This window comes from Haliea atlantica, from assembly GCF_054779855.1.
The window spans coordinates 206,802-233,581 of record NZ_BAAGXL010000027.1 but is presented as its reverse complement, the minus strand read 5'-3'; the positions used below and the strand labels follow the sequence as shown (position 1 = coordinate 233,581).

Sequence of the window (26,780 nt, the reverse complement as noted above, 5' to 3'; positions counted from 1 at the left end):
CACCCACACCAACGCGGGCACTCCGGCTAGGACCATCACTGCCACGGCCGGCCTTCGGCGGGCTCTGCGACCGGCTTCGATTCTCTGCTCAGCATGACGTCGTCTCGGCGCCCACCCGCGTCGAGCGGTGCCGGGCTATGCCCATTGCGCAATGCAGGGCGTCGGTGCGTCCGCGATCTATCCAGGCTCTGCCCTCGTCAGCTGCGCGACATACCACTAGGCACCATCACCCGTGCCTTCGACGGGCCGCGGCACCCACTCCCAACAACGCCACCGCAACATGCGCCCCTTAACAGCCCTGAAGGTCCACGCACCGCATGCGCCCGAAATGGAGCAAGGGGCATAGCCCGGCGCCGCGCGAAGCAGCGGTCGCCAGACCGCACAAGACAGAGGACACACTCGCAAGGTCGCGCACCGGTGAGCGGCGCCTGCCAGGCCGCGTCCCACCCGGTCTGAAGCGCGCGTCAGCGGGGGAATTTTGGTATCCTGCGCGACCCTGTCCACCATCCGTATTGTCACCGAAAGGCCCGCCAGCATGCCCGCATACCGCTCCAAGACCTCCACCCACGGCCGCAACATGGCCGGCGCCCGCGCCCTGTGGCGCGCCACCGGCATGCAGGATGGCGACTTCGGCAAGCCGATCATCGCCGTGGTCAACTCCTTCACCCAGTTCGTGCCGGGGCACGTGCACCTGAAGGACCTCGGCCAGCTGGTGGCCCGGGAGATCGAGGCGGCCGGCGGGGTGGCCAAGGAGTTCAACACCATCGCCGTGGACGACGGCATCGCCATGGGCCACGACGGCATGCTCTACAGCCTGCCCAGCCGCGACATCATTTCCGACTCCGTGGAGTACATGGTCAACGCCCACTGCGCCGACGCCATGGTGTGCATTTCCAACTGCGACAAGATCACCCCCGGCATGCTCAATGCGGCCATGCGCCTGAACATCCCGGTGGTCTTCGTCTCCGGCGGTCCGATGGAAGCGGGCAAGACCAAGCTGTCCGAACACAAACTGGACCTGGTGGACGCCATGGTGATCGCCGCCGACAGCGACGCCAGTGACGAAAAGGTGGCCGAGTACGAGCGCTCTGCCTGCCCCACCTGCGGCTCCTGCTCCGGCATGTTCACTGCCAACTCGATGAACTGCCTGACCGAGGCCCTGGGCCTGTCCCTGCCCGGCAACGGCTCGACCCTGGCCACCCACGCCGACCGCGAGCGCCTGTTCCACTGGGCCGGCCGCCAGGTGGTGGAGCTGTGCCATCGCTACTACCAGCAGGATGACGACAGCGTACTGCCGCGCAATATCGCCAACTTCCAGGCCTTCGAGAACGCGATGAGCCTGGACATCGCCATGGGCGGCTCCACCAACACCATCCTGCACCTGTTGGCGGCGGCCCAGGAAGCGGAGCTGGATTTCACCCTCAAGGACATCGACCGCCTCTCTCGCAGCGTACCGCAGCTGTGCAAAGTGGCGCCCAACACGCCGCTCTACCACATGGAGGACGTGCACCGCGCCGGCGGCATCATGGCCATTCTCGGCGAACTGGATCGCGCCGGCCTGCTGCACCGGGACTGCCCCACGGTACACAGCGCCAGCATGGGCGACGCCCTGGAGCAATGGGATATCGTGCGCAGCCAGGACCCGGCGGTGCATGAATTCTACAAGGCCGGCCCCGCCGGCATCCCCACCCAGACCGCCTTCAGCCAGAGCACCCGCTGGCCGAGCCTGGACCTCGACCGCGAGGGTGGCTGCATCCGCAACCTGGAGCACGCCTTTTCCACCGAGGGCGGCCTGGCGGTGCTGTTCGGCAATATCGCCCTCGACGGCTGCGTGGTGAAGACCTCCGGTGTCGATGAGAGCATCCTCCAGTTCTCCGGCCAGGCCTACATCTGCGAGAGCCAGGAGAGCGCGGTGGAGGACATCCTCGCCGGCAAGGTGAAGGAGGGCGACGTGGTCCTCATCCGCTACGAAGGTCCCCGCGGCGGCCCCGGTATGCAGGAGATGCTCTACCCCACCAGCTACCTGAAATCGAAGGGCCTGGGCAAGGCCTGCGCCCTGCTCACCGACGGCCGTTTCTCCGGCGGCACCTCAGGCCTGTCGATTGGCCACGTTTCGCCGGAAGCAGCCTCCGGCGGTGCCATCGCCCTGGTCGAGCACGGCGACATCATTGATATCGACATTCCGGCGCGCAGCATCAACGTACGCCTGAGCGACGCCGAACTGGCGGCCCGCCGGCAGGCCATGGAGGCGAAGGGCGCCGATGCCTGGAAGCCGGCGGAAATGCGCCCGCGCAAGGTCAGCACCGCGCTGAAAGTCTACGCCAGCATGGTCACCAGCGCCGACAAGGGCGCAGTCAGGGACCTCAGCCTGCTGGATTGACGGGCAAGGCTTCTGACAGCGCCACCAGGTCGGCCTGCAGGCGCGTCAGCTCGCGCGCGAGATGCTGATCCTGGCGCTCGCTGCGCTGGTTGATCACATCGACCACCGCCGCCTGCATCACCTGTCGATTGTGCGCCCAGGCCTCGCGGTAGCCCGCTGGCAGTCGCTCGTCGCGGGTCGCCAGGCTGTCGCGCAGCCGCTGCTGCCAGCCGGGTTCTCGCTGCAGGGTCCTCTCCAGTTCCTCGATCCAGGTGGCCCGGCTGGCCAGCCAGAGATGGTCGCTGCGCATCAGCTCGCCGCAGGCTGTGTGCAAGCGTTCCTTCTGAGAGGCATCCAGGCGCCCGATAAAGCGCCGCACGTTGTCGTCCAGACTCTCACAGGCATCCACCTGGTACTGCTCTGCGTCCCGCTCCAGGTATTTCTCCTCGTATTCGGATTGCTGCTCACGCAGGGCCAGCAGGAACTCCCCGACCTGCGCCTCGCTGAGTGAGGCCCCCAGCGGCAGCAGCCACTCCAGGGCGCGCCACTGCAGGCGATCCAATGCCTGCTGCAGGTCGACCGCCAGCAGGTCGACTTCTTCCATGGTCAAGGTATCCTCCAGCGCCCCGCGGGCCTGGCCGAGGAGGGCGTGATAGGCGGGCAGCTCCTCGCGCTGGTGCCAGTCGAGAAAATTGGCCAGCTCGCGATCCAGCAGCTCGCGCTGCTCGCGCTCCAGGCTCACGTAGTCTCCCAGGTACCAGGGCACCAGGAAGTCCAGGCGGTTGTAGAAAAAACGGTTGCTGCTGCAGCCGGCAATAGTCAGTAACAGGAAAAGCAGGGTGCAGCGCTTGAGCATGGCGAGTCTCTCTCAATCCGAAGGCGGCCTGGAAAGTTGTTTATGCCCGGAGATCATTGCCGACACAAGCCCTTCACGGTGGCGCACTTCCGCATGCACCACCGCCGCCACATGCAGCAGCACGGAGACCATCAACAGGTAGAAGGCGAGCTTGTGAATCTCGATGAATGGGCTGCGAAACTCGCGCATCTGGGCGTAACTTTCAGGATCCAGGCGCGATTTGTCGCCCGGCTGCAGGTCGCGAATACGGCTGTGATCCTCCCCGGCACCGGTCGCCCACTCGGCGAACTCGTGGCCGAAGGGCGGCAGATAGAGGTCGGTCCCCGCCAGCACCAGGCCGGTCACCATCTGTGTCGTCAGCAACAGAAACAACCAGCCGACCATCAGGCGGCCCAGGGGATTGTGTCCCCGCCAGGTGGGTGGGTTACCGGCGCGCAGGCCACGCAGGTGATTCCGCAAGGCGGCCGGGTAGCCGCGCCCGAAGGGCAGGATCCGGGACCAGCGCGCGGGCCGCGAGCCGATCCAGCCCCAGACGAGCCGCCACAGCAGGTTCAAGGCGAACACGTAACCGATATAGGCGTGCCAGGTTTTCAGCAATACCTTGCCTTCTCCCGACAAACCCAGGCTACCGGCATTGAGGATCACCAGGCCCAGCCCGGCCAGTGCGAGCACGCAGAGCACATTGATCCAGTGAAAGCAGCGAACCGTTCGGTCCCAGGCCAGGTAGGCCTGCGGACTGGCTTCGCGTGAGGTTTCCGTTTGCATGGCCGTGATCTCCAGTGGGGTAACGACACCAGCCTACACAGTCCGTATTAACAGGCCATTAACGGACCAGCCCCTGCCGTGCCACGGCCCCCGGCGCGGTCACTGCACGTGCCAGGGCAATCGGTCGATATCGACATTGCCACCGCTGATCACACAGGCCACCTGGCGTCCGGCGAAGCGCTCCGGGTGTTCCAGCAGGGCAGCGAAACTGACCGCTCCCGATGGCTCCACCACACTTTTCAGGCGGGTCCACTGCAGGCGCATGGCCTCGATGATGCTGGTCTCCTCCACCGTGAGGATGGTATCCACGTGCCGCTGGATAATGCCGAAGTTGATCTCACCCAGGCCGGCGCGCAGGCCGTCGGCAATGGTTTGCGGATTGGTCTGCGGCTGCAGCTCGCCGAGGCCGAAGGAACGGAAGGCGTCGTCGGCCCCGGCGGGCTCGGCCGCCACCACCTCCACCTCTGGCCGCAGGGCCTTCACCGCCAGGGCAACGCCCGAGAGCAGTCCGCCACCGCCGACTGGCACCACCAGCACCTCGAGTTCCGGCATCTGCTCCAGGATTTCCAGGGCCACCGTGCCCTGACCGGCAATCACTCTCGGGTCCTTGTAGGGATGCACCGCCTGTGCCCCGGTCTCATCGACCAGTGCCTCCAGTGCCGCCTCCCGGGCCGCCAGGGTGGGGGCGCAATCGATGATCCGGGCACCGTAGGCAGCCACCGCATCCCGCTTCACCCCGGGGGCCCCTTCCGGCATGACAATGTGCGCCGCGATCCCGCGCTGGGCCGCCGCCATGGCCAGGGCGGCGCCGTGGTTACCGGAGGAGTGCGTGGCGACGCCGTGGCGCGCCTCCGCGTCACTCAGACTGAATACCGCATTGCAGGCACCGCGGGCCTTGAAGGCCCCGACGCGCTGCAGGTTTTCACACTTGAAGCCAATGCGTGCGCCGGTGCGGGCGTCCAGCAGGCGGCTGTGCATCAGTGGCGTGTAGTGCACATGCGGCTGGATCAGCCGCCAGGCAGCCTGAATCGCGGTGATATCGGGGGGCGCGGTCATTCTGTCTCCAGTTTTGTCAGTGAGTGGTCACTCGCTTTTAATGTCAGGCCAGCTCTACGCCAGACGAGATAACCCAGGAAGAAATTGGCCTGCAAAAGGAGGGTAAGCACCCACTCGAAGGAATTGTCCATCGACTTGTAGAGGGGGCGATTCCAGGCCTCCAGGATAACCGTGAGCAGGCCGATCGTCAGCAGCGCGATGCAGAGCCGCCACATGCCCTGCACCAGCCCCTGCACCTGGGGCAGACGTCCGGACTGCGCCCTGAGCTGTGCCACCAGCAGAAGCTGACAGAGGAAGGTGAAGGAAAAGAACAGCACAGTGCCGATCCGCCGCTGGCGCGCCCAGGCATCCCCCGCCTCGCCGAGCACGGTGACATAGAGGATGAGACCCAGGCTGGCCAGCAGCCCCAGGCCCAGCATCCAGCGGTTGGTCGCGGTTGTGCGACCGGACAGTGTCGCCATCCAGGCGTGGTTCACCCACCAGTAGCCGGCGAACAGGACCGCCGCGGGCAGCATGCTGGCGCGAAACAAAAAACTCGCCGGCGGGTGCCGTCCGGTGGCGCTGATGGAGGTGCAGTCGTGTATATAGGGGTTGCACCACTCCACCAGACCGTGGGAAGCCGCCACCAGCCAGGTCAGGTGGACCGCGACAAACGGCACCAGGGCCGCGAGCAGGGCGACAATGCGAACGTTCATGGCGCCGAGTGTAGCACCGCCCTGTGCTATCCTGCGCGTTTTGCCGGGAGCAGCCTTTCCCATGCTGGATACGCTGGAGCGGCTTTCCGCCGCCTTCGCCGACGCCGTCTGGAGCACACCGCTGGTCACCCTGCTGCTGGGCGGCGGCATCTTTTTCGCCCTCTACTCCCGCTTCCTGCCCTACCGGCATTTCGGCCACGCCCTGGGCATCATGCTGGGCCGCCACGACACCCCCAACGAGCCCGGGGAGTTGTCCCACCGCCAGGCCCTGGCCGCGGCACTTTCCGGCACCATGGGCCTGGGCAATATCTCCGGGGTCGCCCTGGCCATTGTCGCCGGCGGGCCCGGGGCGGTGTTCTGGATGTGGATGTCCGCCCTGGTGGGCATCGCCACCAAATTCTTCACCTGCACCCTGGGGGTCATGTACCGGGGCGAAGACAGCCTGGGCCGTCTGCAGGGCGGCCCCATGTACATCATTCGCGAGGCCCTGCCGCGCGCGTTCTATCCACTCGCCATCCTGTTTTCCGTGGCCGGCCTGCTGGGCACACTGCCCATCTTCCAGGCCAACCAGCTCACCGCCCTGGTGCGCGAGTCCCTGTTTCCCGGCTTTGACCCGCTGTTGACCAGCCTGGTCATCGGCTGTGTGCTGGCACTGGTGGTAGCCACGGTCATCTTCGGCGGCCTGCAGCGGGTGGCCCGGGTGGCGGAGGCTTTGCTGCCGCTGATGGTCATGACTTACCTGTCCATGACTCTGCTGCTACTCCTGCTGCACATCGATCAGGTGCCGGGGCTGTTCGCCTCGATTTTCCGCGACGCCTTCAACCCCCAGGCGGTGGGGGGCGGCTTGCTGGGGGTGGTCCTGGTGGGCATCAGCCGCGGGGCGTTTTCCAATGAAGCCGGGGTGGGCACAGAGGTGATGGCCCACGGCGCAGCGCGCACCAACGAGCCGATCCGCGAGGGCCTGGTGGCGATGATGGGGCCGGTGGCGGATACCCTGGTAGTCTGCACCTGCACGGCCCTGGCCATCCTGCTGGCCGGTACCTGGCAGGACCCGGAGAATCTGTCGGGCATCAACCTGACCGCCAACGCCTTCAAGGCGGACTTCGGCAACGTCGGCGTGGGCCTGCTGCTGTTCGTGACGCTGATCCTGGCCACCACCACCATGTTCACCATGTGGTACTACGGCGCCAAGTGCTTCGGTTTCCTGTTCGGGGCGCGGCTGCAGGACTACTACCGCTACTTCTTCGTGGCGGCGGTGGTGTTTGGCGCCAGCGTCAGTATCGACGTGGTGTTCAATCTCATCTCCGGCGCCTACGGCTTGATGGCCATTCCCACCATGGTGGCCACGCTGATGCTGTCCGGGCGGGTGCGGGCGGCGGCCAAGGAGTACTTCCACCGGCACCCTTACTAGACGCGATTGACTCATGTGGATACAGAAAGAAATCACCCTGGAAGCCCGCCCGCGCGGCTTTCACCTGATTACGCAAGACATCGAGCGGGCCATCGCCGACTGCAGCGGCATTCAGGTCGGCCTGCTGAACCTGTTTATCCAGCACACCTCGGCCTCACTGACCATCAATGAAAACGCCGACCCGACGGTGCGCGCCGACTTCGAACGCTACTTCAGTCGCGCGGTACCCGAGAACGAGCCCTGGTACGAGCACACGCTGGAGGGGAGCGACGACCTGCCGGCCCACCTGAAGAGCAGTATTATCGGACCGAGCGTGCAGATTCCCGTCACAAAAGGGCGCCTGAACCTGGGCACCTGGCAGGGGATCTACCTGTGTGAGCACCGCAACCGCGGCGGCAGCCGGCGGGTGGTCATCACCTTGCAGGGGGAGTGACCCGGGAGTACGAGCGCCTGGTTCGTAGCCAGGCGCTCGCACACGGGGTCGATTGATGGGCTCAGGCCGCGGCGCTGGCCCCGGCCGCCTCGGCGCGGTTGATGGCGCCGAGAATGCCATCCAGGGAGGCCTGGATGATGTCCGGGCTGCGACCCACGCCGCAGACCCGCTCGCCGTCGATGTTGAGCTGGATGTAGCACACCGCTTCGGCATCCGCACTCTGACTCAGGGCGTGCTCGCTGTATTCCACCAGCACGATCTGCTTGCCCAGGAAGCGCTGCAGGGCGTCGACAAAGGCCGCTACCACACCGTTGCCGCTGCCGGTCAGGGTGTGGCGCTGCTGGCCGTCGTGCAGCTCGGCGCGCAGCTGGTCGGCGTTGTCGGCGCGGTTCACCTGGTAGTCCCCCAGGCGGTAGCGGCCGCTGTCGGACAGGTAGGTGCGCTGGAAGATATCGAAGATGGCATCCGAGGCCACCTCCTTCTCCTGCTCCTCGGCGTAGGCCTGCACCGTGCCGCTGAAGTCGATCTGCAGCCAGCGGGGGAGGTCGTAGCCGTAGTCACGCTGCATCACGTAGGCGATGCCGCCCTTGCCCGACTGGCTGTTGATGCGAATCACTTCCTGGTAGCTGCGCCCGATGTCCGCCGGGTCGATCGGCAGGTAGGCCACCTGCCAGGGGGCCTTGTCGTCGCGCCGGGACAGGCACTTCTTGATCGCGTCCTGGTGGCTGCCGGAGAAGGCCGTGAAGACCAGCTCACCGGCATAGGGGTGCCGCGGGTGTACCGGCAAGTGGGTGCACTCGCGCACGGTCTGGATGATCTCGTCCATGTGGCCGAGCTGCAGCTGGGGGTCGATGCCCTGGCTGTAGAGGTTCATGGCCATGGTGACGATATCCATGTTGCCGGTGCGCTCGCCGTTGCCCATCAGGGTGCCTTCCACCCGGTCGGCACCGGCCAGCACCCCGAGTTCCGCCGCCGCCACGGCGCAGCCGCGGTCGTTGTGGGTATGCAGGGAAACGATCAGCGAATCGCGGCGGGCCACCCGGTCACAGAACCACTCGATCTGGTCCGCGTAGACATTGGGCGTGCTCATTTCCACGGTGGCGGGCAGGTTGATGATCACCGGCTTTTCCGGGGTCGGCTGCCACACCTCGGTGACCGCATCGACCACCTCCACGGCGAAATCCAGCTCGGTGCCGGTGAAACTCTCCGGCGAGTACTCGAACACCCACTCGGTATCCGGGTAGCGCGCCGCGGTGTCCTTGACCAGCTGGGCGCCCTTCACGGCGATGTCGATGATCCCCGGGCGCTCCAGGCCGAAGACCTGCTCACGCTGCACGGTGGAGGTGGAATTATAGACGTGCACGATGGCCCGACGGGCGCCGTGCAGGGCCTGGAAAGTCTTCTCGATCAGGTCGGGCCGCGCCTGGGTCAGCACCTGGACGGTCACGTCATCGGGGATGCGCTTGTTGTCGATCAGGTCGCGCACGAAGTTGTAGTCGTGGCTGGAGGCGGAGGGGAAGCCCACCTCGATCTCCTTGAAACCGATTTTCACCAGCTGGTCCCAGAGACGGGACTTCTGGCGCGTGGTCATCGGCTCGATCAGGGCCTGGTTGCCATCCCGCAGGTCCACGCTGCACCAGGTGGGCGCGCGCTCGATCTGGCGATCGGGCCAGCGCCGGGAGGTCATGCGGACCGGCGGAAAGGCCTGGTACTTGCGGTGGTCAAACTGGCTCATGCTGACTCCTTGGAGGTAATGGGGGGCTGGCCAGCCCGCCTGGCTCGCCCGGCAGACACCGCGGGTAAACGGTGCGCCAGCAGCCCGGGTTCTCGTGAAACCCCGGCCCGCCCTGCCGGATAGGCAGGAAGGGCTTGCGACAGGCAGCGTATCAGCCTGGGACACAGTATAGAGCGACAGACTTGGGGAATGTCTGCAAACTTTCCCCTGATTCACCCTCGAAATAGCGAGTTATTTGTATTTTTGCTGTATATTTAGTGAATAACGCCATACACCGTCGCTTCGCTATTTTCGATCACTCGTGGGGTTCGCAAGATGAAACTCGATCGCACCGACCGCCGCATCCTGGACCTGGTGCAGGCCAACGGCCGCATCAGCAACCTGGAACTGGCCGATGCTGTCGGCCTGTCACCCACGCCCTGCGCGCGGCGGGTCAAGCGACTGGAGGAGAGCGGCCTGATCCGCGGCACCGTGACGCTGCTGGACCAGGGCAAGCTGGGCCTAAAACTGACCGCGTGGATCGGCATCAGCATGGACCGCCACACCCCTGACCGCTTCGATGCCTTTGAAGCCGAGGTGAGCAGCTATCCCGAAGTGCTCGAGTGCTCGGTGGTAACCGGCCAGGCGGCGGACTACCTGCTCAAGGTGGTGGTGCCCGACATGCAGCACTACGAGCGCTTCCTTCTCGGCCGGCTGACCCGCATACCCGGGGTGACCGGCGTGCACTCCAGCTTCGAACTGCGGCGGGTCATGCACCGGACGGCGCTGCCGCTGGACTATGTCAGCGAGGATCACTGAACAGGCGCAAATTGCGCCGGCGCGCCGGAGGCGAGCGTGCTAGCATGCCTGCCCCATGACCTCGCGCACACTGACTCCCGACTCCCGCTGGTTGCTGCCCCTGCTGGCGGCCCTGGCCGCCCTCGGCCCGCTGACGGTGGACATGTACCTGCCGGCCATGCCCACCATGCGCGACGCGCTGAATACCAGCGCCGGCAATATCCAGCTCACCCTGAGTGCCTATCTCGCGGGTTTCTCGATCTTTCACCTGGCCTGCGGCCCCCTGGCCGACCGCTTCGGACGCAAGCCAGTGATCCAGGGCGGTACACTGCTCTTCGTCGCCGCCAGCCTGGGCTGCGCCCTGGCCCAGAGTGTCGAGCAGTTATTGCTGTTCCGTTTCCTGCAGGGCGTCGGAGCCTGCGTCGGCCCCACCCTGGCGCGAGCCATTGCCCGGGACCTGTTCGGCCCGCGCAAGGCCGCCCGGGCGCTGTCGCTGATCGCCATGCTGATGGCCCTGGCGCCCGCCGTGGCACCCACTGCCGGCGGCCTGATGCTGCTGGTACTGCCCTGGCAGAGCATCTTCGTGTTTCTCGCCGGCTACGGCGGGCTCATGCTCTGGCTGCAGGGCCGCTACCTGGCGGAGTCACTCCCGCAGCCCCAGAGCATGGCGCCCCGGGCAATCCTCGGCAATTACTCGCGCCTGCTGACGGCGCCGGGCTTTATCGTCGTGGTGATCGCCAGCTCCCTGTCCTATGCCGGCATGATGGTCTACCTGGCCAGCGCCAGCTTTGTCTACATGGAGATGCTCGGGGTACCGGTAGCCTGGTTCGGCGCTGTATTCCTCACCACCGTGATCGGCTACATGCTCGGCAGCGCCCTCAGTGCGCGCCTGGCCGGCTATATGGAGTCCTGGCCCCTGGTGCTGCTGGGGGCGCTCCTCGCCGCGATAGCCTGCCTGAGCATGAGCGCCCTGGCCTGGGCCTTCCCCGAGAGTATCAGCGCCATCATGCTGCCCGCCATGCTCTACACCGCTGCCCTCGGCCTGGTACTGCCCCACGCCATGGGCATCGCGCTGCAGCCCTGGCCACATATGGCGGGTACGGCCTCGTCGCTGATGGGCTTTATCCAGATGGGGGTTTCCGCCCTGGCCGCCGCCAGCGTCGGGCCCTTTCTTCGCGACAGTCCTTTTCCCATGCTCGCGGCGATGACCGGACTGTCGCTGCTGGGCCTGCTGTTGAGCCTGCTCGGCCGCCACCTGACCCGAAACGATCCCGTCGCTGACCCGGGGGAAACCACATGACCTGCTGGCTGATGAAGACCGAGCCCGACACCTTCGGCATCGACGACCTGGCGGCCAGACCCGGGCAGACCGAGCCCTGGGATGGGGTGCGCAACTACCAGGCGCGCAATTTCATCCGCGAGATGCGACCCGGTGACGAGGTACTGATTTACCATTCCAGCTGCGCACAGCCCGCCATCGTCGGCATCGCCGACGTAGCCGGCGAGCCGCGACCGGACCCCACCCAGTTCGACCCGGAATCCCCCGGCCACGACCCGCGCAGCAAGCGGGAAACCCCGCGCTGGTACCTGGTGGATGTGCGCTACCGGGCACACCTGCCCAGACCGGTAAGCCTGGCTACCCTGAAAGCACAGGCGGAAGCCTTTGAGGGCCTGCTGCTGCTCAGTCGCGGTCGGCTATCCGTGTTACCGGTATCCGCGGCACACCGGGATCGGATTCTGGCCCTGGGAGAGGGCTGAAACCAGACTCAAGGCTCACTGAAGACCAGGCAGTTGCGGCCGTCACTCTTTGCCGCGTAGAGCGCCTGATCGGCCCGGGCCAGCCAGCGCGACCAGTCCTCGCCCTCGCGCAGTACGGCGGCCCCGGCGGAGAATTGCACCGGTCCGTCCGGGGTGCTCACCCGCCCCGACAGTCGCGCATGCAGGTCGGGCAGTTCACGCCGGGCGGTTGCCAGGTCCATGCCCCGCAGCAGCACCACGAACTCCTCGCCACCCATCCGGTACAGGCCATCCTCGGTGCGCAGTGCAGCGGCGACACTGTCGGCAAAGGCCGCCAGCACCTCGTCACCGACTTCATGGCCGTGGCGGTCATTGACCTCCTTGAACATGTCCAGGTCGAGTACCAGCAGCGTGCTGACGCGGCGATCGCGCCGCCGCTCGGCGGTAATGTCTTCCAGGTGTTCCTGCATCAGGCGCCGGTTGCCGACACCGGTCAGCGGGTCAATCCGAGCCTGGCTGGCCAGCAGGCGGCGCTGCTCCCGCAACTGATCGGTGAACATCAGCCCGAAACCGGTCATCAGCAGCGCCACCGTGGTCCAGCTGACCTGGTGCAGCAACGACTGGTAGAGGGAGAGGGAAGAAGTCAGCACCAGGATAATCAGGGCATTCAGACCGAGCGCCCAGCGCCGGGAGAGAATCAGCGCATTCACCCACAGCACCAGGAAGGCCCACAGCAGGCCGTTGCTGCTGACCAGCAGGGAACTCAGGAGGCAGGCCGCCGAAATGGTGACACCAAACAGGTTCAGCGCCAGCGGCTGGAAGCGCCGCCGCTTGCCCAGCCACAACGCGGCGAACACCATAATGATGATCAGCAGGTTGATCAGCGCCCCGAACACGTCCCCGGTCCACCAGCGATAGACAGCGAAGCCGGTAATCACGGTGGCTGTGACGGCACCGATCACGTTCATCACCGAGACCTCCAGGCTTCTCGATGAACGCGACAGCCTTCCCGTGGCTGCCTGGCTCACCAGCAGTCGAGAGGAGTCCGGTTTAACGGGCAAGATCGCCCCCTTCAGCGATCGGGCTGGGTAGTGTTGACGTCTCGACTATGCCACAGCGCTGGCGCTGTTGCCATCAAGAGGTGTGGCCCACTGCCGGTCCGCAGCAGCAGGCGGTGGGGCAACGCCTGTGGCATACTGGCCAGCGTTTCACCGAGTAGAGGAAGAGGCCTTGCAGTACGCCGACGACGTCACCCGATTGATAGGCAATACGCCGCTGCTGTTCTTGCGCGGGGCGTCCGAGCGCACCGGCTGCCGCATCCTCGGCAAGGCGGAGTTTCTCAACCCGGGCGGCTCGGTCAAGGACCGCACAGCCCTGGGTATCATCCGCGCCGCCGAGGCCAGCGGGGAGCTGCGCCCGGGTGGCCGCATCGTCGAAGGCACCGCGGGCAATACCGGCATCGGCCTGACCCTGCTGGCCAACGCCCTGGGCTACCGCAGCAGCGTGGTCATGCCCATGAGCCAGAGCAAGGAGAAGATCGACCAGCTGGAGCTGCTCGGCGCCGACCTGCACCTGGTGCCCGCCACGTCCTACAGCGACCCCAATCACTATATCCACAGCGCCGAGCGCCTGGCGCAGAAATACGCCGCCAGCGAGCCGGCCGGGGCCATCTGGGCACGGCAATTCGACAACCTGGCCAATATGCAGATCCACCGCGAGACCACCGGGGAAGAAATCTGGGCACAGACTGACGGGGAGGTCGATGGTTTCGTCTGCGCGGTAGGCACCGGCGGCACCCTAGCGGGGGTGTCTGCGGCACTGAAGGCACACCGGGACAGCGTGCGTATCGGCATCGCCGACCCCTCTGGCGCCTCGCTGTATCATTATTTCCACGATGGCCGGCTGGAGGCCAGCCCGGGCAGCTCCATCATGGAAGGCATCGGCATCAACCATATCACCGACAATATTGCCCGCGCCCGGGTGGATGCCGCCTACCAGATACCCGACAACGAGGCGCTGCCCTGCCTGTTCGACCTGCTGCAGCACGAGGGCCTCTGCCTGGGCGGTTCCGCCGGCGTCAACATTGCCGGGGCCATTCGCATGGCCGAGGAACTGGGGCCCGGGCACACCATCGTCACCATCCTCTGTGACTACGGCAACCGCTACCAGAGCAAGCTCTACAATCCCGCCTTCCTGCACAACCGGGGCCTGCCCGAGCCGCCCTGGCTGCAGGCCTGATTCATCCGACCACAGGAGAAGACATGAAGATCGGTATTATCAGTGGCAGTCATCGCCCACAATCCCAGAGCGCCAAGGTGGCCCACTACATTGATCGCGCCCTGCGCGATCAGGGCCTGTGCGACGAGACCTGGGTCTACGAGCTGGCGGGCAACCCGCTGCCACTGTGGGAAGAGGGTGTCTGGGACGAAAACGACAGCGAGTGGCAGGCGCTCCTGCAGCCGCTGCGGGACCAGCTGCACAGCTGCGACGGCTTCGTGATCGTCTCACCGGAGTGGCACGGCATGGTGGCCCCGGGGCTGAAGAACTTCCTGCTGATGTGGACTGCCGGCGAAGAACTGGCCCACAAGCCGGCCCTGATCACCACGGTGTCGATTGCCGACGGCGGTTCCTACCCGGTGGCCGAGCTGCGCATGAGCAGCTACAAGAACAGCCGCCTGTGCTACCTGCCGGAGCACCTGATCATCCGCTACGTCGACACCGTGTTCAACGACAACCCGGAGGACAACAAGGCGAGTGCCCAGGAATATTTCGAGGAGCGCCTGAAATACGATCTGGAACTGCTGCGGGAATACGCGCTGGCTTTCCGCCAGATCCGCGCCAGCGGCAAGGCTTCACTGCAGAAATACACCAGCGGCATGTAAGGTGTCAGCCAGCCCGGCTACCCGGGGACGGGGAGCTCGGGCCGGTGAGCGAGGAGGCGCCCGGGATCAGGCGCCCTGGTTGTCAGACATGGCCGCGCGCTCCTGTTCGATCAGGAAGTCGGCGATTTTCAGCATGTTCTCCTGGCTGCCCGCCTTGCGGGTGCTGATCCGGTACTTGCCGTTGACCATCATCTCCGGGGTGCCGGTGATTTTCGCGGCGCGCGCCCGGGCATTGGCCTGGCGCACCTGGCTGTTCACGCCGAAGGAATTGAACGCCTTGTCAAAGTCTTCAGCGGCAACGCCGTTGGCGACGAACAGCTCCCGAATCGCCGACTCGCTGCCCAGGCGCTTGCCATCGACATTCATCGCCTGGAAGAGTACTCCGTGCAGCGTGTCCTTCACCCCCAGCACCTCGGCGGTGAAGTACATTTTGGCGTGCAGTTCCATGGGCTGGTTCCAGATAGCCGGCGAACCCTTGAATACCACATCCTCACCCAGGTCCTGCTTCCAGCGGCTGACCAGGGGTTCGAAGGTGTAGCAGTGGCCACAGCCATACCAGAAGAACTCGACCACTTCGATCTTGTCCGGGTCCGCGGTGCGAATCGCCGGGCTGATCACATCATAGTCTTTGCCAGCTTCCCATTCGGAATCCTGGGCGTTGGCCAGGGGGGCAAGCAGTAGCAGGGTACAGGCAATCAGGCGCTTGAACATGGTTGTCTCCATTCCTCATGAACAGTTCTCAGACCCCCGCTGACAGCCATTTGTTCAGCGGGTGGCAAAAAAAAGGTGGCCAGTGGCCACCTCTTCGATCATACCTGGGCTCACTGCCCGGGCTGCAGACCCGCGGCATAGCTGGCCACGGCCTCGATCTCCATGTCACTGAGACCGAAGGCGTTGCTGCGCATGATGCGCGCGTCGCCGTCGTTGGTACGCCCCTCGGGGTCTTCATAACCCTGCCGATAGGCACGCAACTGGGCGGCGATATACTCGGGGTGTTGACCCGCCAGGCGCGGATAGCCGGCGGGCGCGTTGCCCTGACCGGTGGGGGAGTGGCAGGCCGTGCAGGCAGCCACTCTGCGGTCGGCCACACCGGCGCGATAGACTTTTTCGCCCAGTGCGACCAGGTCGGGATCGGTCTGGCTGCCGGTCATCGTCTGTGCGGCGTAGTAGGCAGCGATATCCGCCAGTTGCTGATCCGTCTTGCCATCCAGCTGGCCGGCCATGGTCGGAATGGGCCGGGCACCATCGCGAATATCCATCAACTGCTTGAAGAGGTAGCGCTCACCCTGACCCGCCAGCTTGGGGAAGTTGGGGGCGGCACTGTTGCCATCGGCCCCGTGGCAAGCAGAACACACGGTGGTCATGGCCTTGCCGGCCTCGGCGTCACCCTGGGGAACCGGCGAGGCCGCCGTGGCCGCCTGAGTCGCACCCAACAGCAGGCCGCAGAAAATAAGGACTTTCTTCATGGTGATTCCAGAACTGGGAGGTTGAGCCGGCGCTTACTCCGCCGGCGTGGACATGTACTTGATCAGGGCTACGTAGTCTTCGTCCGTGCAGTCGAAGCACATGCCCTTGGGCGGCATGGCGTTAAGGCCATTTTTCACGGACTGCACCAGCGCATCCATGCCTTTTTCCAGCTTGGGTGCCCAGGCGGCGGCATCACCCGTCTTCGGTGCGCCAGCGGCACCGGCGTTGTGACAGACCGCACAGCTCTTGTTGTACTTGTCCATCGGCACGTCCGCCATCGCCGCAGACGCCGTCAGGGCCAGACCCAGAGCAAACCACTTCTTCATTGGACACCTCGCATGTCGCATAACTCGTCGCGCCCCGCGCACCCTGCGGGAAATCCCGTCGTGGGTGGGGCGCGAAGCTGTGGCATTATATACAACTTGACCACGGCGAAAAAGGCGACTTTCTTGACCGATACCAGCACACCCGGGCAACCTGACTACCGGCAGGCCCGTTTTCTGACCAGCGCCGCAAAACTGGCCCAGTGCCCGGACGACAACGGCTGGGAGGTGGCCTTTGCCGGGCGCTCCAATGCCGGCAAATCTTCCGCCATCAACAGCCTGACCGGAAACAGCAAGCTGGCGCGCACCTCGAAGACGCCGGGGCGGACCCAGCTGATCAACTTCTTCGAGCTGAGCGAGTGCCAGCGGCTGGTGGACCTGCCCGGCTACGGCTTCGCCAAGGTGCCTTTGGCCGTCAAGCAGGCCTGGACCCGGCAGCTGGAGCACTACCTGGCCGAGCGTCAGAGCCTGCGCGGCATGATCCTGCTGATGGACAGCCGCCACCCCCTGCAGCCCTTCGACCAGCAGATGCTGGCCTGGGCCGAGGCAGCCTGCATGCCGGTGCACATCCTGCTCACCAAGGCCGACAAGCTGAAGAAGGGGCCGGCTCGCAACACCCTGCTGCAAGTTCGCAAGGCCCTGGCGGACAAGGCCGAGCTGGTCAGTGTGCAGCTGTTCTCAGCCCTCAAGCACCAGGGTCACGAGGAGCTCCGGGCGCGGCTGGATGCCTGGCTGACGGATATCAGCGTTCTGGAGGACGAGGCAATGGACGACAGCTCCGAGCCCCAAGGAGAAAGCCAGAGTTTTGACGACAATAGCGCTGATTTCGACGAAAATAGCTGAAAACAGACACACCGGGCATAAAAAAGCCCGGTAGCCCACAGGGGGGGCAGACTACCGGGCCAGCTTGGGGTCTCTGGGGAAGAGACTCTCCGCCATCACCCATGGAGAAAGGCTGGCGGAGGTAGCAGCATGCTACGGTAACTGTGACCGGGCCCCCGCGGGAAAGTTCCCGCGTCAGTGCGCCTCATCCCAATTTTTTCCCGCGCCGGCTTCCACCAGCAGGGGAACCGCCAGCTCCGCGGCCCCGGACATCAGTTCACAAAGGCGTTCGCAGGCCGCATCCACGGCGTCTTCCGCCACTTCCAGGATCAGTTCGTCGTGCACCTGCATGATCATGCGGGCATCCAGCTCGCCCTTCTGCAGCCAGGCATCCACCGTCAGCATGGCCCGCTTGATGATGTCCGCCGCCGAGCCCTGCATGGGCGCGTTGATGGCGGTGCGTTCCGCTGCCTGGGCGCGCATGCGATTGCTGGCGTTGATTTCCGGCAGGTAGAGGCGGCGGCCAAACAGGGTTTCCACGTAACCCTTGTCCCGCGCCGTGGCGCGGGTGCGGTCCATATAGTCCTGCACCCCCGGGTAGCGCTCGAAATAGCGGTCGATGTACTCCTGGGCCTCGTTGCGCCCCAGGTGCAGCTGGCGCCCGAGACCGAAGGCGGACATACCGTAAATCAGGCCGAAGTTGATCGCCTTGGCCTTGCGCCGCTGCTCCCCGGAGACACTGTCCAGGGGCACACCGAAGACCTCGGAAGCGGTGGCGCGGTGCACGTCGAGCCCCTCGCGGAAAGCCGTCATCAGCCCCTCGTCACCGGACAGATGGGCCATGATCCGCAGCTCGATCTGGGAGTAGTCCGCCGCCACGATGCGGTAACCCTCCGGTGCGATAAAGGCCTGGCGGATGCGCCGGCCCTCTTCGGTGCGGATGGGGATGTTCTGCAGATTGGGATCGGAGGAGGAGAGGCGTCCGGTGGCAGCCACCGCCTGGTGGTAGGAGGTGTGAATGCGCCCGGTGCCGGGATCGACCATCTCCGGGAGCTTGTCGGTGTAGGTGGACTTCAGCTTGCTCAGGCTGCGGTACTCCAGGATCACCCGGGGCAGGGGATAGTCCATGGCCAGCTCCGCCAGCACTTCCTCCGCCGTCGACGGCGCCCCCTTGGGGGTTTTCTTGAGTACCGGAAGCTCCAGCTTGTTGAAAAGGATCTCGCCGAGCTGCTTGGTGGAACCCAGGTTGAAGGCTTCCCCCGCCAGCTCGTGGGCCTCGCCCACCAGGGTTTCCATGCGGCCCGCCAGCTCCTCGCTCTGGCGGTGCAGCAGTTCCCGGGAAACCAGCGCACCGGTGCGCTCGATGCGCGACAGCACCGGCACCAGGGGCACCTCGATCTCCTCGTAGACCCGCTTCAGGCCCGGCAGGCCCTCCAGCTGCGGCCACAGCTTGTGGTGCAGGCGCAGGGTCACCTCGGCGTCCTCGGCGGCGTAGGGGCCAGCCTCCTCCAGCTTGATCTGGTTGAAGGTGAGCTGCTTCGCGCCCTTGCCGGCAATGTCCTCGAAGTGAATGGTGCGCTGCCCCAGGTACTTGAGGGCCAGGCTGTCCATGTCGTGGCGGGTGGCGGTGGAGTCCAGCACATAGGACTCCAGCATGGTGTCGTGGCGGATGCCCGCCAGGGCGATCCCGTGGTTGGCCAGCACATTGGCGTCGTACTTGAGGTTCTGGCCCAGCTTGGCCCGCTGCGAGTCCTCCAGCAAGGGCTTCAGGCGCGCCAGCACCTGGTCGCGGTCCAGCTGCTCGGGGGCCCCGAGGTAATCGTGACCCAGGGGCACATAGGCGGCCGCGCCGGGCTCCACCGCGAAGGAGACGCCGACGATGCGCGCTTCCATGTAGTTCAGGCTGGTGGTTTCGGTATCGAAGGCAAAGCAGTCCGCCGCCTCCAGCTTTTCCATCCAGGCGTCAAAATCCGCCTGACTGGTGACAATCGCGTACTCGGCGGCGGGAGCCTCCTCGGCACCGGCCTCGCCCGCGGCGGGGTCATCCCCGGCCAGCAGCTCCTCCAGCCAGCCCTTGAATTCCAGCCGGGTGTACCAGGACTGCAGGGCCTCGCGATCCGGCTCGGCGTTGTGCAGATCCTCCGGCTTCTCCTCCAGTTCCAGGTCGGTCTTGATGGTCGCCAGCTCGTAGGAGAGGAAGGCACGCTCCCGCTCTTTCTCCAGCTTCGCCGCCATGCTCTTGGCGCCGCGGAAGCCGAGATCCGCAACCTGGTCCAGCTGCGCGTAGATCGAATCCAGACCGCCCAGGCCCTGCAACAGGGCCAGGGCGGTCTTCTCGCCGACACCGGGGACGCCCGGGATGTTGTCCACCTTGTCGCCCATCAGGGCCAGCAGGTCGATCACCCGCTCCGGGGGAATGCCGAACTTCTCCTCCACACCCGCGATGTCCAGGGTGGTGCCCGTCATGGTATTGACCAGGGTGATGTTGGCATCCACCAGCTGGGCCATGTCCTTGTCGCCGGTGGATACGATCACCGGGCGCGCGGCGGCGCTGGCCTGGCGGGCCAGAGTACCTATGACGTCGTCGGCCTCCACCCCGGGCTCGCAGATCAGCGGCAGGCCCATGGCCCGCACCAGGGCGTGGATCGGCTCGACCTGCGCGCGCAGCTCGTCGGGCATGGGCGGGCGGTGAGCCTTGTACTCTTCGAACAGCTCGTCGCGGAAGGTCTTGCCTGGCGCGTCGAATATCACCACCACCGGGCTGTCGGGGTAGTCCCGGCACAGCCGGCGCAGCATGCTGATCACCCCCTTGACCGCTCCACTGGGTTCGCCCCGGGACGTGGTCAGGGGTGGCAGCGCGTGGAAAGCCCGATAGAGGTAGGAGGAACCGTCGACCAGGACCAGGGGCGGCTGTGATGTCGGCATGTGGCGCTTCCCTGTGTCAGCGATCCCAGAGCACGCGCATGGCGCGATAGGTGGTTTTCATTCGGGCCATGTCCAGCGGCGTGCGGAAAAAGGCATGGTAGTCGCCACGGGGGTTGATGACCATGACATTGCCGCCGTGGTCCACGGTGTAGTTGCCGTCGTCCAGTGGCACCTTGCGGAAGGGCGTATTCAGCGCCGTGGCAAAACGGTGCACATCCAGGAACTCGCCGGTAACCCCGGTGAACTCGGGATTGAAGAAGGGCACATACTCGGCCAGCTGCTCGGGTGTATCCCGGGCCGGGTCCACGGAGACCATCACCACTTCGGTATCGTCCGCTTCCGTGCCTTCCAGCTGCTGCATGAACTGGTTGAGAAAGGCCATGGTGGTGGGGCAGATATCCGGGCAGTGGGTGAAGCCGAAGAATACCAGCGTCCAGTGGCCCTCGAGTCGCTCGGGGGTAAAGGGCTCGCCGCGGTGGTCCACCAGCTCGAAATCGCCCAGGTCGCGCGGGGTCTGCAGCAGGACCGTGCCATTGGCCAGCATTTCCGTCGGCGTCATGGCGCGCGGTTGATTGATGCGGTGGACGAAACTGGCCACCACCACCAGGATGAAGGCGACCACGACGGCCACGGTGATCTTGATGCCCCGGGACTGGGCCGGAGTGTGGTCAGAGCTCATGGTTCAATGTCCTTACAGGGTATGCGGCGGGAACAGGTAATGATCCACCAGCATGATAACGAACAGGGCCATCAGATAGACAATGGAATACTTGAAGGTTTCCATCGGGGCGTGGGGATTGCGCTTGCGCATCAGCTCGATCGCCCAGTAGAGGAAGCCACCGCCCAGCACCACGGCGCCCAGCAGGTAGAGCGGGCCGCTCATGCGCGTGACATAGGGCAGCAGGGTGATCAGGAACATGAGAATGGTGTAGAGCAGGATGTGCAGGCGCGTGAAGGCATCGCCATGGGTCACCGGCAGCATGGGAATTTCCACCGCCGCGTATTCCTCCTTGCGGTGGATCGCCAGGGCCCAGAAGTGGGGCGGCGTCCAGGCAAAGATGATCAGCACCAGCAGCAGGGCGTGACCGTGGATCTCGCCGGTGACCGCGGTCCAGCCCAGCAGCGGCGGTGCCGCCCCGGCCAGCCCGCCGATGACGATGTTCTGTGGCGTGGCGCGCTTGAGAAACAGGGTGTAGACAAAGGCATAGCCCACCAGGGAGGCCAGGGTCAGCCACGCGGTGAGGGCATTGACCTGCCACAGCAGGACCGCCATGCCGGCGCCGCCCAGCAACAGGGCGAAGGCCACGGCCTGCCACTTGCCCACCCGGCCACCCGCCACCGGCCGGTTTCGGGTGCGCGCCATGCGCTGATCGATACTCTGATCCACCAGGTGATTCACCGCCGCCGCCGCACCGGCACACAGGGCAATGCCCAGGTTGCCGAAGATCAGCGCATCCAGGGGCACCATGCCGGGCACGGCCATGAACATCCCGATCACGGAGGTCAGGATCATCAGCGCCACCACATTGGGCTTGGTGAGTTCCTTGTAGTCTCGCCAGGTCGCCTTGCCCGCGGTTGCCATCTGTTCAGCCATAGCTTCAGTCGCCTGAATTCTTGAGCAGGAATTTGAGATCGGAGATGACATCCTTGTAGGTGTCATCATTATCATAGGTCATCATTACCCAGCCGGCGGGGTCCACCAGGTACCAGGTCGAGGGGGCCTCCAGGGTTTCCGGGAACAGGGCGCGATAGGTTTCCGGGCTTACCTGGGCCGCGGTGATGCCCTGGTGCTCCTTGTCCAGCAGTTCTGGGAAACTGCCGGGTACGGGGTGGTCATCACTCAGAGCCGACAGATCGAGTCGCGTCGCGTCCGGCGCGTGATCACCCACGTAGTAGCGCCGGATGCGGTGGAACTCCTTGCCCAGGGCAATGTGGATCTGCCGGGTCAGGTAGAGCTGCCGTTCGCAGGTTTCGGCGCAGCGCTCCCCGGGGTGCGCGACCAGCAGGGTCCACTGGTGATCGCTGTTGGTCCAGGGCAGCTCTGCCCCCGAGGCCGTCATCAATGCATGCTCCGGCAGGGGGCGCGGCGGCTGCACCAGTTCACCCTTGTTGGCGGTGCCGAGCGCACCCACCAGGTCCAGGTCACCGCGCATCACGAACCACCACAGCCAGGTGGCCGCCAGTATGATCGTCACCGGGATCCCGGCGATCAGCAGGATCACCATCCTGCCACTACGGTTGTCGGGGCGCTGTTGCATGTTTCAGGGTGTCCTTCGGTTGCGGATCAGGGACCACAGGTTGGAGTTGCGCAGCAGCCAGAAGAGCACCAGGACTGCCGCCATGCTGAACCACTGCACCGCGTAACCGCGGTGTTTCGCCGGGCTGGCGTTGACCACCTGCCAGTCGGTGAGCAGGGCCCCCGGCTGACCCGCCGCCATTCGCACTTCGAGCGGAAACAGTTCGGCGGAGTACGCCTCCCGCAGGCGCGCGGCGATGGCGTCGATGTCCAGCGCCTGGATTACCAGGGGCCACTGCCCGGAAAAGTCCTGCTCCCCCAGCAGATAGGGCTCTCCCGGGGAACGGTAAAGGTGCCCGTCAAGGGTCACCGTGCCCGCCGGCCAGGCCACGTCGGGCAGTTCGCGACGCGCCGGGTCGCCCGCCAGCCAGCCGCGATTGACCAGCGCCAGGCCGCCGTCCTCCAAAGTCATCACGCCCACCACTTCGTAGCCAAATCGGCCCTGGCGCACCCGATTGTCCAGCAGCAGGTAGCGCCCCTCGAGAAACTCGCCTTGCAAACGCACCCCGCGGTAGACCAGCTCGTCGGCATCCCGATCGCGCAGGGCCGACAAGGCCACCGGCGGCGCACTCTGGCGCTGCGCCCACTCCGCCTCCAGCTGCTGCTTCTCAGCGGCGCGATCCAGCTGCCAGAAACCCAGACTGATAAGCAGGGGAAACAGCACCGCTGTGGCCAGGGTGATGCGCCACTCGACGTCAAAACGCAGGCGCATGGGGGTTACCTCTCGCGACAAATGTCAGGGCCGTCTCCGCCCGCCAGGCCAGCTGGTCTATACTGCGCAATCTGGAAAAAGGAGCGGAACATTGCTGAAATTTGCGATAGTTATCTTGATGCTGGCCCTGATCGCCAGCCTGGGCAGCGGATTCTACTACCTGATGATCGATCAGGGCGACAAGAGCAAACGGCGCACATTCAACTCCCTGGGAGTACGGCTCAGTCTGGCCATTGCCCTCGCGGCATTGATCGTCTATGGCGTGGCGACCGGACAACTCGGTCATCGCAACCCCTGGGACGCGGGTCCGGCACCCGCGGCATCCCAGGTGGAGGGGGCGGCTGAATAGCCGCCTTACAGGATGTAGACGAACAGGAACAGGAAGACCCACACCACGTCCACGAAGTGCCAGTACCAGCTGGACGCCTCGAAGCCAAAGTGATCGTCCGCGGTAAAGTGGCCCGCCCTCACGGAGCGTAGCCACTGGATCAGCAGCATGGTCATGCCCATCAACACGTGGAAACCGTGGAAGCCAGTCAACATGAAGAAGGTCGAACCGTAGATCCCGGAATTCAGGGTCAAGCCAAAGTGCGCGTAGGCTTCGTAGTATTCCAGGGCCTGCAGGCCCACGAAGACCATACCCAGTACCACGGTAATACCCAGCCACAGGTTGAACTTGCTCTTGTTGCCGTTGAGCAGGCCCAGGTGGGCAATGTGCACGGTTACCGAGGAGGAGAGCAGGATGATGGTGTTCCACAAGGGCAACCACAGGTACCAGGCCGCCGCATCGCTGAAGGCCATGCTCTTCTCGTAGCTCTGGAAGGTACCCATGTTGGCAATCGGCTGGTTAGCCACGCCGCCCACGGCTTCCTGGGGGGTCTGGGGCATCGGCCAGGCGTACTGGAAACCTTCCCAGAGCAGGTGGTTCATACGACCGCCATCCCCTTCACCGGACAGCCAGGGGCCAACCAGGTTGCGCACATAGAACAGGGCGCCGAAGAAGGCGAGGAAGAACATCACTTCGGAGAAGATGAACCAGAACATGCCCAGCACATAGGATTTCTTCAGCTGTGCGCTGTTCAGGCCGGCGAGATTTTCCTTGATCGCCATGCGGAACCAGCCGAACAAGGTGGCCGAGAAGATGAACAGGCCGACAAGAAAAATACCCCAGGAGCTGCCCGTGGTGCCATCGCCAAAGGTCATGTCGTTCATGACATTGGCGGCACCAAAGGTACTCGTAACGAGACCGAGGGTGGCACACACCGCCAGCTTGCTTTTCTCCGGTACGTAATACTTCTCGTACTCTGCTGAACTCTGGGTTGTCATTGGGATTCTCCGTTAATGCACCCGGCACACCCGGCCGAATGGTCAGCGCGCGGCGACAGCACCGCGCACCATGTCCGTCACGTCAAATATAGTGTAGGAAAGAGTAATCGTGTGGATGTCCTGTGGCAGGTCGCGATCGACGATAAACTGCAGGGGCATTTCCGCACTGCTTTCCCCGTCCAGTGGCTGCTGGTTAAAGCAGAAACACTCGGTCTTGTGGAAGTAGGCCGCGGCCCGGGACGGCGAGATACTCGGGATCGCCTGGGCCACCATGGCATCGGGCAGGGGGTTGCTGGCGTGAAACACGGTGTCATTGCTGGCACCGGGGTGCACCTTCATCGAGTTCACGCTGGGCCCGAATTCCCAGGGCATGCCCTCGTTGTTGGTGGCGACGAACTGGATGGTCACCATCCGCGTCTCGTCCACCCCCGCCTGAACCGAGGTATAAGCCTCGCCCGAGGTCTTGCCGTTGATGCCCAGGGCGTCGCAAAGCACGTTGTAGAGCGGCACCATGACCACGAACACGAAGGCAAACATTGCCACCGCCGTGACCACCAGTTTGGCGACCGTATCAACAACCGGATTGCGACTGACCTTGAGCATCTCTCGCTACCTCGTTTCTCTGCCTTCAGCGAACCGCCGGGGGGCGCTCGAAGGTGTGGTAGGGGGCCGGCGTAGCAACCGTCCACTCCAGACCTTCGGCACCTTCCCAGACTTTTTCCTTGTCAGTGGGCTTGCCGGACACAATGGTGGCAATCACGTTGTACAGGAACAGGATCTGCGATGCACCGTAGATGAAGGCGCCGATACTGGACATCATGTTGAAATCGGCGAACTGCAGTGCATAGTCGGGGATACGGCGCGGCATGCCGGCCAGACCCACGAAGTGCTGCGGGAAGAAGGTGATGTTGAAGCCGATGAACGAGATCCAGAAGTGGGTCTTGCCCATGGTCTCGTTGTACATCTTGCCGCACCACTTGGGCAGCCAGTAGTAAACCGCGGCGGACATGGAGAACACCGCACCCGCGACCATCACATAGTGGAAGTGGGCCACCACGAAGTAGCTGTCGTGATACTGGAAGTCAGCCGGCGCGATGGACAGCATCAGGCCGGTGAAACCGCCGATGGTGAACAGTACCAGGAAGCCCATGCAGAACAGCATCGGGGTTTCGAAGGTCATGGCACCGCGCCACATGGTGGTGACCCAGTTGAACACCTTAACCCCGGTGGGGACGGCGATCAGCATGGTGGCATACATGAAGAACAGCTCACCGGCAACCGGCATGCCTACCGTGTACATGTGGTGCGCCCACACGATAAAGGACAGGAAGGCGATGGAGGCGGTGGCGTAGACCATGGAGTCGTAGCCAAACAGCGGCTTGCGGGCAAAAGTCGGGATGATCTGGCTGACCACACCGAAGGCCGGCAGGATGATGATGTACACCTCGGGGTGACCGAAGAACCAGAACACGTGCTGGAACAGAACCGGGTCACCACCACCAGCGGCGGAGAAGAAGCTGGTGCCGAAGTGGATATCCATCAGCATCATGGTGACCGCACCGGCGAGTACCGGCATTACCGCAACCAGCAGGAAGGCGGTGATCAGCCAGGTCCACACGAACAGCGGCATCTTCATGTAGGTCATGCCAGGCGCACGCATGTTCATCACGGTGGCGATGATGTTGATCGCGCCCATGATGGAGGACATGCCCAGCACATGGATGGAGAAAATGAAGAAGGTGACCGAAGGCGGCGCGTAGGTGGTGGAGAGCGGCGCATAGAAGGTCCAGCCGAAGGCGGGAGCACCCCCTTCCATGAACAGCGTGGAGGCCAGGATCAGGAATGCCGGGGGCAGGATCCAGAAACTCCAGTTGTTCATCCGCGGCAGGGCCATGTCCGGCGCCCCGATCATCATCGGGATCATCCAGTTGGCCAGGCCCACGAAGGAGGGCATGATCGCGCCGAATACCATGACCAGCCCGTGCAGGGTGGTCATCTGGTTGAAGAAGGCCGGCTCAACCAGCTGCATGCCGGGCTGGAACAGTTCCGCCCGGATGATCATGGCAAAGGCGCCACCCAGGATGAACATGGCAAAGGAGAACCACAGGTACATGGTTCCAATATCTTTGTGGTTGGTGGTGAACAGCCACCGACTGAGGCCCTTGGCAGGACCGTGATGATGATCGCCCATCGTTAACTCCTC

The 26,780-nt window shown here is 64.6% G+C and carries 27 protein-coding genes; 10 read left to right on the top strand and 17 right to left on the bottom strand.

The features are described 5' to 3' along the window. The first annotated feature begins 535 nt into the window (after positions 1 to 535). Positions 536 to 2,380 (top strand): dihydroxy-acid dehydratase, encoded by a 1,845-nt coding sequence (gene ilvD / locus ACYVGS_RS17705; RefSeq protein ID WP_460590024.1) that lies wholly within the window; start codon positions 536 to 538, stop codon positions 2,378 to 2,380. Here ilvD and ACYVGS_RS17700 read toward each other — a convergent pair. The 4 genes from ACYVGS_RS17700 to ACYVGS_RS17685 form a co-directional block, all read right to left on the bottom strand. After that, a complete protein-coding gene (locus ACYVGS_RS17700) occupies positions 2,364 to 3,215 on the bottom strand; it encodes a DUF6279 family lipoprotein (protein ID WP_460590023.1) in 852 nt (283 codons plus the stop codon). The genes ilvD and ACYVGS_RS17700 overlap by 17 nt on opposite strands. A gap of 12 nt (positions 3,216 to 3,227) precedes the next feature. After that, positions 3,228 to 3,980 (bottom strand): cytochrome b/b6 domain-containing protein, encoded by a 753-nt coding sequence (locus tag ACYVGS_RS17695; protein WP_460590022.1) that lies wholly within the window; start codon positions 3,978 to 3,980, stop codon positions 3,228 to 3,230. Positions 3,981 to 4,079: 99 nt separating this feature from the next. Next, the gene (locus ACYVGS_RS17690; protein ID WP_460590021.1) at positions 4,080 to 5,036 is read right to left on the bottom strand and encodes a PALP domain-containing protein; all 957 of its coding nucleotides are present in this window, start codon (positions 5,034 to 5,036) and stop codon (positions 4,080 to 4,082) included. Continuing rightward, complete coding sequence (locus ACYVGS_RS17685) at positions 5,033 to 5,731, bottom strand: hypothetical protein (protein ID WP_460590020.1); 699 nt, start codon at positions 5,729 to 5,731, stop codon at positions 5,033 to 5,035. Before ACYVGS_RS17685 ends, ACYVGS_RS17690 begins: the two co-directional genes overlap by 4 nt. Positions 5,732 to 5,792: 61 nt before the next feature. Here ACYVGS_RS17685 and ACYVGS_RS17680 point away from each other — a divergent pair, with 61 nt between their 5' ends. Next, positions 5,793 to 7,142 carry an alanine/glycine:cation symporter family protein gene (locus ACYVGS_RS17680; RefSeq protein WP_460590019.1) on the top strand — a complete coding sequence of 450 codons (1,350 nt, stop codon included), beginning with the start codon at positions 5,793 to 5,795 and terminating at the stop codon, positions 7,140 to 7,142. 13 nt (positions 7,143 to 7,155) lie between these two features. Continuing rightward, the gene (locus ACYVGS_RS17675) at positions 7,156 to 7,575 is read left to right on the top strand and encodes a YjbQ family protein (protein ID WP_460590018.1); all 420 of its coding nucleotides are present in this window, start codon (positions 7,156 to 7,158) and stop codon (positions 7,573 to 7,575) included. A gap of 61 nt (positions 7,576 to 7,636) precedes the next feature. On the opposite strand, the gene leuA is transcribed toward ACYVGS_RS17675, so the two are convergent. Beyond that, entirely contained in the window at positions 7,637 to 9,310 is a 1,674-nt protein-coding gene (gene leuA / locus ACYVGS_RS17670; protein WP_460590017.1) for a 2-isopropylmalate synthase, read from the bottom strand. 315 nt (positions 9,311 to 9,625) lie between these two features. On the opposite strand from leuA, the gene ACYVGS_RS17665 reads away from it, so the two are divergent. From ACYVGS_RS17665 to ACYVGS_RS17655, 3 genes are read left to right on the top strand one after another with little or no spacing between them, the layout of a single operon-like run. Beyond that, positions 9,626 to 10,108, top strand: coding sequence for an Lrp/AsnC family transcriptional regulator (locus tag ACYVGS_RS17665; protein WP_460590016.1), 483 nt, complete (start codon positions 9,626 to 9,628; stop codon positions 10,106 to 10,108). Between the two features lie 55 nt (positions 10,109 to 10,163). Next, on the top strand, positions 10,164 to 11,387 hold the full coding sequence (locus ACYVGS_RS17660) for a multidrug effflux MFS transporter (RefSeq protein ID WP_460590015.1): 1,224 nt from the start codon (positions 10,164 to 10,166) through the stop codon (positions 11,385 to 11,387). Further along, positions 11,384 to 11,845, top strand: coding sequence for an EVE domain-containing protein (locus tag ACYVGS_RS17655; protein WP_460590014.1), 462 nt, complete (start codon positions 11,384 to 11,386; stop codon positions 11,843 to 11,845). Before ACYVGS_RS17660 ends, ACYVGS_RS17655 begins: the two co-directional genes overlap by 4 nt. Positions 11,846 to 11,853: 8 nt before the next feature. Here the strand turns inward: ACYVGS_RS17655 and ACYVGS_RS17650 are convergent, their stop codons facing one another. Next, complete coding sequence (locus tag ACYVGS_RS17650) at positions 11,854 to 12,885, bottom strand: GGDEF domain-containing protein (protein ID WP_460590013.1); 1,032 nt, start codon at positions 12,883 to 12,885, stop codon at positions 11,854 to 11,856. Between the two features lie 169 nt (positions 12,886 to 13,054). Between ACYVGS_RS17650 and ACYVGS_RS17645 the strand changes: the two genes are divergently transcribed. Both ACYVGS_RS17645 and ACYVGS_RS17640 read left to right on the top strand, forming a co-directional pair. Continuing rightward, positions 13,055 to 14,062 (top strand): cysteine synthase A, encoded by a 1,008-nt coding sequence (locus tag ACYVGS_RS17645; RefSeq protein ID WP_460590012.1) that lies wholly within the window; start codon positions 13,055 to 13,057, stop codon positions 14,060 to 14,062. A gap of 23 nt (positions 14,063 to 14,085) precedes the next feature. Continuing rightward, positions 14,086 to 14,706, top strand: coding sequence for an NADPH-dependent FMN reductase (locus ACYVGS_RS17640; protein WP_460590011.1), 621 nt, complete (start codon positions 14,086 to 14,088; stop codon positions 14,704 to 14,706). A 66-nt stretch (positions 14,707 to 14,772) separates the two neighbouring features. Here ACYVGS_RS17640 and ACYVGS_RS17635 read toward each other — a convergent pair whose 3' ends face one another. The 3 genes from ACYVGS_RS17635 to ACYVGS_RS17625 all read right to left on the bottom strand — a co-directional run bounded on the left by ACYVGS_RS17635 (position 14,773) and on the right by ACYVGS_RS17625 (position 16,499). Continuing rightward, positions 14,773 to 15,417 (bottom strand): thiol:disulfide interchange protein DsbA/DsbL, encoded by a 645-nt coding sequence (locus ACYVGS_RS17635; RefSeq protein ID WP_460590010.1) that lies wholly within the window; start codon positions 15,415 to 15,417, stop codon positions 14,773 to 14,775. Between the two features lie 110 nt (positions 15,418 to 15,527). Further along, the gene (locus ACYVGS_RS17630; protein WP_460590009.1) at positions 15,528 to 16,172 is read right to left on the bottom strand and encodes a c-type cytochrome; all 645 of its coding nucleotides are present in this window, start codon (positions 16,170 to 16,172) and stop codon (positions 15,528 to 15,530) included. Between the two features lie 33 nt (positions 16,173 to 16,205). Beyond that, positions 16,206 to 16,499, bottom strand: coding sequence for a c-type cytochrome (locus ACYVGS_RS17625; RefSeq protein ID WP_460590008.1), 294 nt, complete (start codon positions 16,497 to 16,499; stop codon positions 16,206 to 16,208). A gap of 123 nt (positions 16,500 to 16,622) precedes the next feature. Here ACYVGS_RS17625 and yihA point away from each other — a divergent pair, with 123 nt between their 5' ends. Continuing rightward, positions 16,623 to 17,339: a GTP-binding protein gene (yihA, locus tag ACYVGS_RS17620; RefSeq protein ID WP_460590007.1), complete on the top strand. Its 717-nt coding sequence runs from the start codon at positions 16,623 to 16,625 to the stop codon at positions 17,337 to 17,339. A gap of 174 nt (positions 17,340 to 17,513) precedes the next feature. Here the strand turns inward: yihA and polA are convergent, their stop codons facing one another. From polA to ACYVGS_RS17595, 5 genes are read right to left on the bottom strand one after another with little or no spacing between them, the layout of a single operon-like run. Next, a complete protein-coding gene (polA, locus tag ACYVGS_RS17615; RefSeq protein WP_460590006.1) occupies positions 17,514 to 20,243 on the bottom strand; it encodes a DNA polymerase I in 2,730 nt (909 codons plus the stop codon). Between the two features lie 16 nt (positions 20,244 to 20,259). Then, positions 20,260 to 20,922, bottom strand: a complete 663-nt coding sequence (locus ACYVGS_RS17610; RefSeq protein ID WP_460590005.1) for an SCO family protein — start codon at positions 20,920 to 20,922, stop codon at positions 20,260 to 20,262. A gap of 12 nt (positions 20,923 to 20,934) precedes the next feature. Beyond that, complete coding sequence (cyoE, locus tag ACYVGS_RS17605) at positions 20,935 to 21,837, bottom strand: protoheme IX farnesyltransferase (protein WP_460590004.1); 903 nt, start codon at positions 21,835 to 21,837, stop codon at positions 20,935 to 20,937. Positions 21,838 to 21,841: 4 nt separating this feature from the next. Then, positions 21,842 to 22,501: a hypothetical protein gene (locus ACYVGS_RS17600; protein ID WP_460590003.1), complete on the bottom strand. Its 660-nt coding sequence runs from the start codon at positions 22,499 to 22,501 to the stop codon at positions 21,842 to 21,844. Between the two features lie 3 nt (positions 22,502 to 22,504). Next, a complete protein-coding gene (locus tag ACYVGS_RS17595) occupies positions 22,505 to 23,251 on the bottom strand; it encodes an SURF1 family protein (RefSeq protein WP_460590002.1) in 747 nt (248 codons plus the stop codon). A gap of 91 nt (positions 23,252 to 23,342) precedes the next feature. On the opposite strand from ACYVGS_RS17595, the gene ACYVGS_RS17590 reads away from it, so the two are divergent. Then, positions 23,343 to 23,600 carry a DUF2909 domain-containing protein gene (locus ACYVGS_RS17590; RefSeq protein WP_460590001.1) on the top strand — a complete coding sequence of 86 codons (258 nt, stop codon included), beginning with the start codon at positions 23,343 to 23,345 and terminating at the stop codon, positions 23,598 to 23,600. A 5-nt stretch (positions 23,601 to 23,605) separates the two neighbouring features. Here the strand turns inward: ACYVGS_RS17590 and ACYVGS_RS17585 are convergent, their stop codons facing one another. The 3 genes from ACYVGS_RS17585 to ctaD are packed head-to-tail and all read right to left on the bottom strand — an operon-like array spanning position 23,606 to position 26,768. Further along, on the bottom strand, positions 23,606 to 24,577 hold the full coding sequence (locus ACYVGS_RS17585; protein WP_460590000.1) for a cytochrome c oxidase subunit 3: 972 nt from the start codon (positions 24,575 to 24,577) through the stop codon (positions 23,606 to 23,608). Positions 24,578 to 24,619: 42 nt separating this feature from the next. Continuing rightward, the gene (locus ACYVGS_RS17580; protein ID WP_460589999.1) at positions 24,620 to 25,180 is read right to left on the bottom strand and encodes a cytochrome c oxidase assembly protein; all 561 of its coding nucleotides are present in this window, start codon (positions 25,178 to 25,180) and stop codon (positions 24,620 to 24,622) included. A 25-nt stretch (positions 25,181 to 25,205) separates the two neighbouring features. Then, positions 25,206 to 26,768, bottom strand: a complete 1,563-nt coding sequence (ctaD, locus tag ACYVGS_RS17575; protein ID WP_460589998.1) for a cytochrome c oxidase subunit I — start codon at positions 26,766 to 26,768, stop codon at positions 25,206 to 25,208. Positions 26,769 to 26,780: the final 12 nt, after the last annotated feature.

What these genes read in the sequence shown, in the direction of transcription:
- ilvD (WP_460590024.1), top strand. Translation starts at nt 536, where the DNA reads ATGCCCGCATACCGCTCCAAGACCTCCACCCACGGCCGCAACATGGCC.
- ACYVGS_RS17700 (WP_460590023.1), bottom strand. Translation starts at nt 3,215, where the DNA reads ATGCTCAAGCGCTGCACCCTGCTTTTCCTGTTACTGACTATTGCCGGC.
- ACYVGS_RS17695 (WP_460590022.1), bottom strand. Translation starts at nt 3,980, where the DNA reads ATGCAAACGGAAACCTCACGCGAAGCCAGTCCGCAGGCCTACCTGGCC.
- ACYVGS_RS17690 (WP_460590021.1), bottom strand. Translation starts at nt 5,036, where the DNA reads ATGACCGCGCCCCCCGATATCACCGCGATTCAGGCTGCCTGGCGGCTG.
- ACYVGS_RS17685 (WP_460590020.1), bottom strand. Translation starts at nt 5,731, where the DNA reads ATGAACGTTCGCATTGTCGCCCTGCTCGCGGCCCTGGTGCCGTTTGTC.
- ACYVGS_RS17680 (WP_460590019.1), top strand. Translation starts at nt 5,793, where the DNA reads ATGCTGGATACGCTGGAGCGGCTTTCCGCCGCCTTCGCCGACGCCGTC.
- ACYVGS_RS17675 (WP_460590018.1), top strand. Translation starts at nt 7,156, where the DNA reads ATGTGGATACAGAAAGAAATCACCCTGGAAGCCCGCCCGCGCGGCTTT.
- leuA (WP_460590017.1), bottom strand. Translation starts at nt 9,310, where the DNA reads ATGAGCCAGTTTGACCACCGCAAGTACCAGGCCTTTCCGCCGGTCCGC.
- ACYVGS_RS17665 (WP_460590016.1), top strand. Translation starts at nt 9,626, where the DNA reads ATGAAACTCGATCGCACCGACCGCCGCATCCTGGACCTGGTGCAGGCC.
- ACYVGS_RS17660 (WP_460590015.1), top strand. Translation starts at nt 10,164, where the DNA reads ATGACCTCGCGCACACTGACTCCCGACTCCCGCTGGTTGCTGCCCCTG.
- ACYVGS_RS17655 (WP_460590014.1), top strand. Translation starts at nt 11,384, where the DNA reads ATGACCTGCTGGCTGATGAAGACCGAGCCCGACACCTTCGGCATCGAC.
- ACYVGS_RS17640 (WP_460590011.1), top strand. Translation starts at nt 14,086, where the DNA reads ATGAAGATCGGTATTATCAGTGGCAGTCATCGCCCACAATCCCAGAGC.
- ACYVGS_RS17635 (WP_460590010.1), bottom strand. Translation starts at nt 15,417, where the DNA reads ATGTTCAAGCGCCTGATTGCCTGTACCCTGCTACTGCTTGCCCCCCTG.
- ACYVGS_RS17630 (WP_460590009.1), bottom strand. Translation starts at nt 16,172, where the DNA reads ATGAAGAAAGTCCTTATTTTCTGCGGCCTGCTGTTGGGTGCGACTCAG.
- ACYVGS_RS17625 (WP_460590008.1), bottom strand. Translation starts at nt 16,499, where the DNA reads ATGAAGAAGTGGTTTGCTCTGGGTCTGGCCCTGACGGCGTCTGCGGCG.
- polA (WP_460590006.1), bottom strand. Translation starts at nt 20,243, where the DNA reads ATGCCGACATCACAGCCGCCCCTGGTCCTGGTCGACGGTTCCTCCTAC.
- ACYVGS_RS17610 (WP_460590005.1), bottom strand. Translation starts at nt 20,922, where the DNA reads ATGAGCTCTGACCACACTCCGGCCCAGTCCCGGGGCATCAAGATCACC.
- cyoE (WP_460590004.1), bottom strand. Translation starts at nt 21,837, where the DNA reads ATGGCTGAACAGATGGCAACCGCGGGCAAGGCGACCTGGCGAGACTAC.
- ACYVGS_RS17600 (WP_460590003.1), bottom strand. Translation starts at nt 22,501, where the DNA reads ATGCAACAGCGCCCCGACAACCGTAGTGGCAGGATGGTGATCCTGCTG.
- ACYVGS_RS17595 (WP_460590002.1), bottom strand. Translation starts at nt 23,251, where the DNA reads ATGCGCCTGCGTTTTGACGTCGAGTGGCGCATCACCCTGGCCACAGCG.
- ACYVGS_RS17585 (WP_460590000.1), bottom strand. Translation starts at nt 24,577, where the DNA reads ATGACAACCCAGAGTTCAGCAGAGTACGAGAAGTATTACGTACCGGAG.
- ACYVGS_RS17580 (WP_460589999.1), bottom strand. Translation starts at nt 25,180, where the DNA reads ATGCTCAAGGTCAGTCGCAATCCGGTTGTTGATACGGTCGCCAAACTG.
- ctaD (WP_460589998.1), bottom strand. Translation starts at nt 26,768, where the DNA reads ATGGGCGATCATCATCACGGTCCTGCCAAGGGCCTCAGTCGGTGGCTG.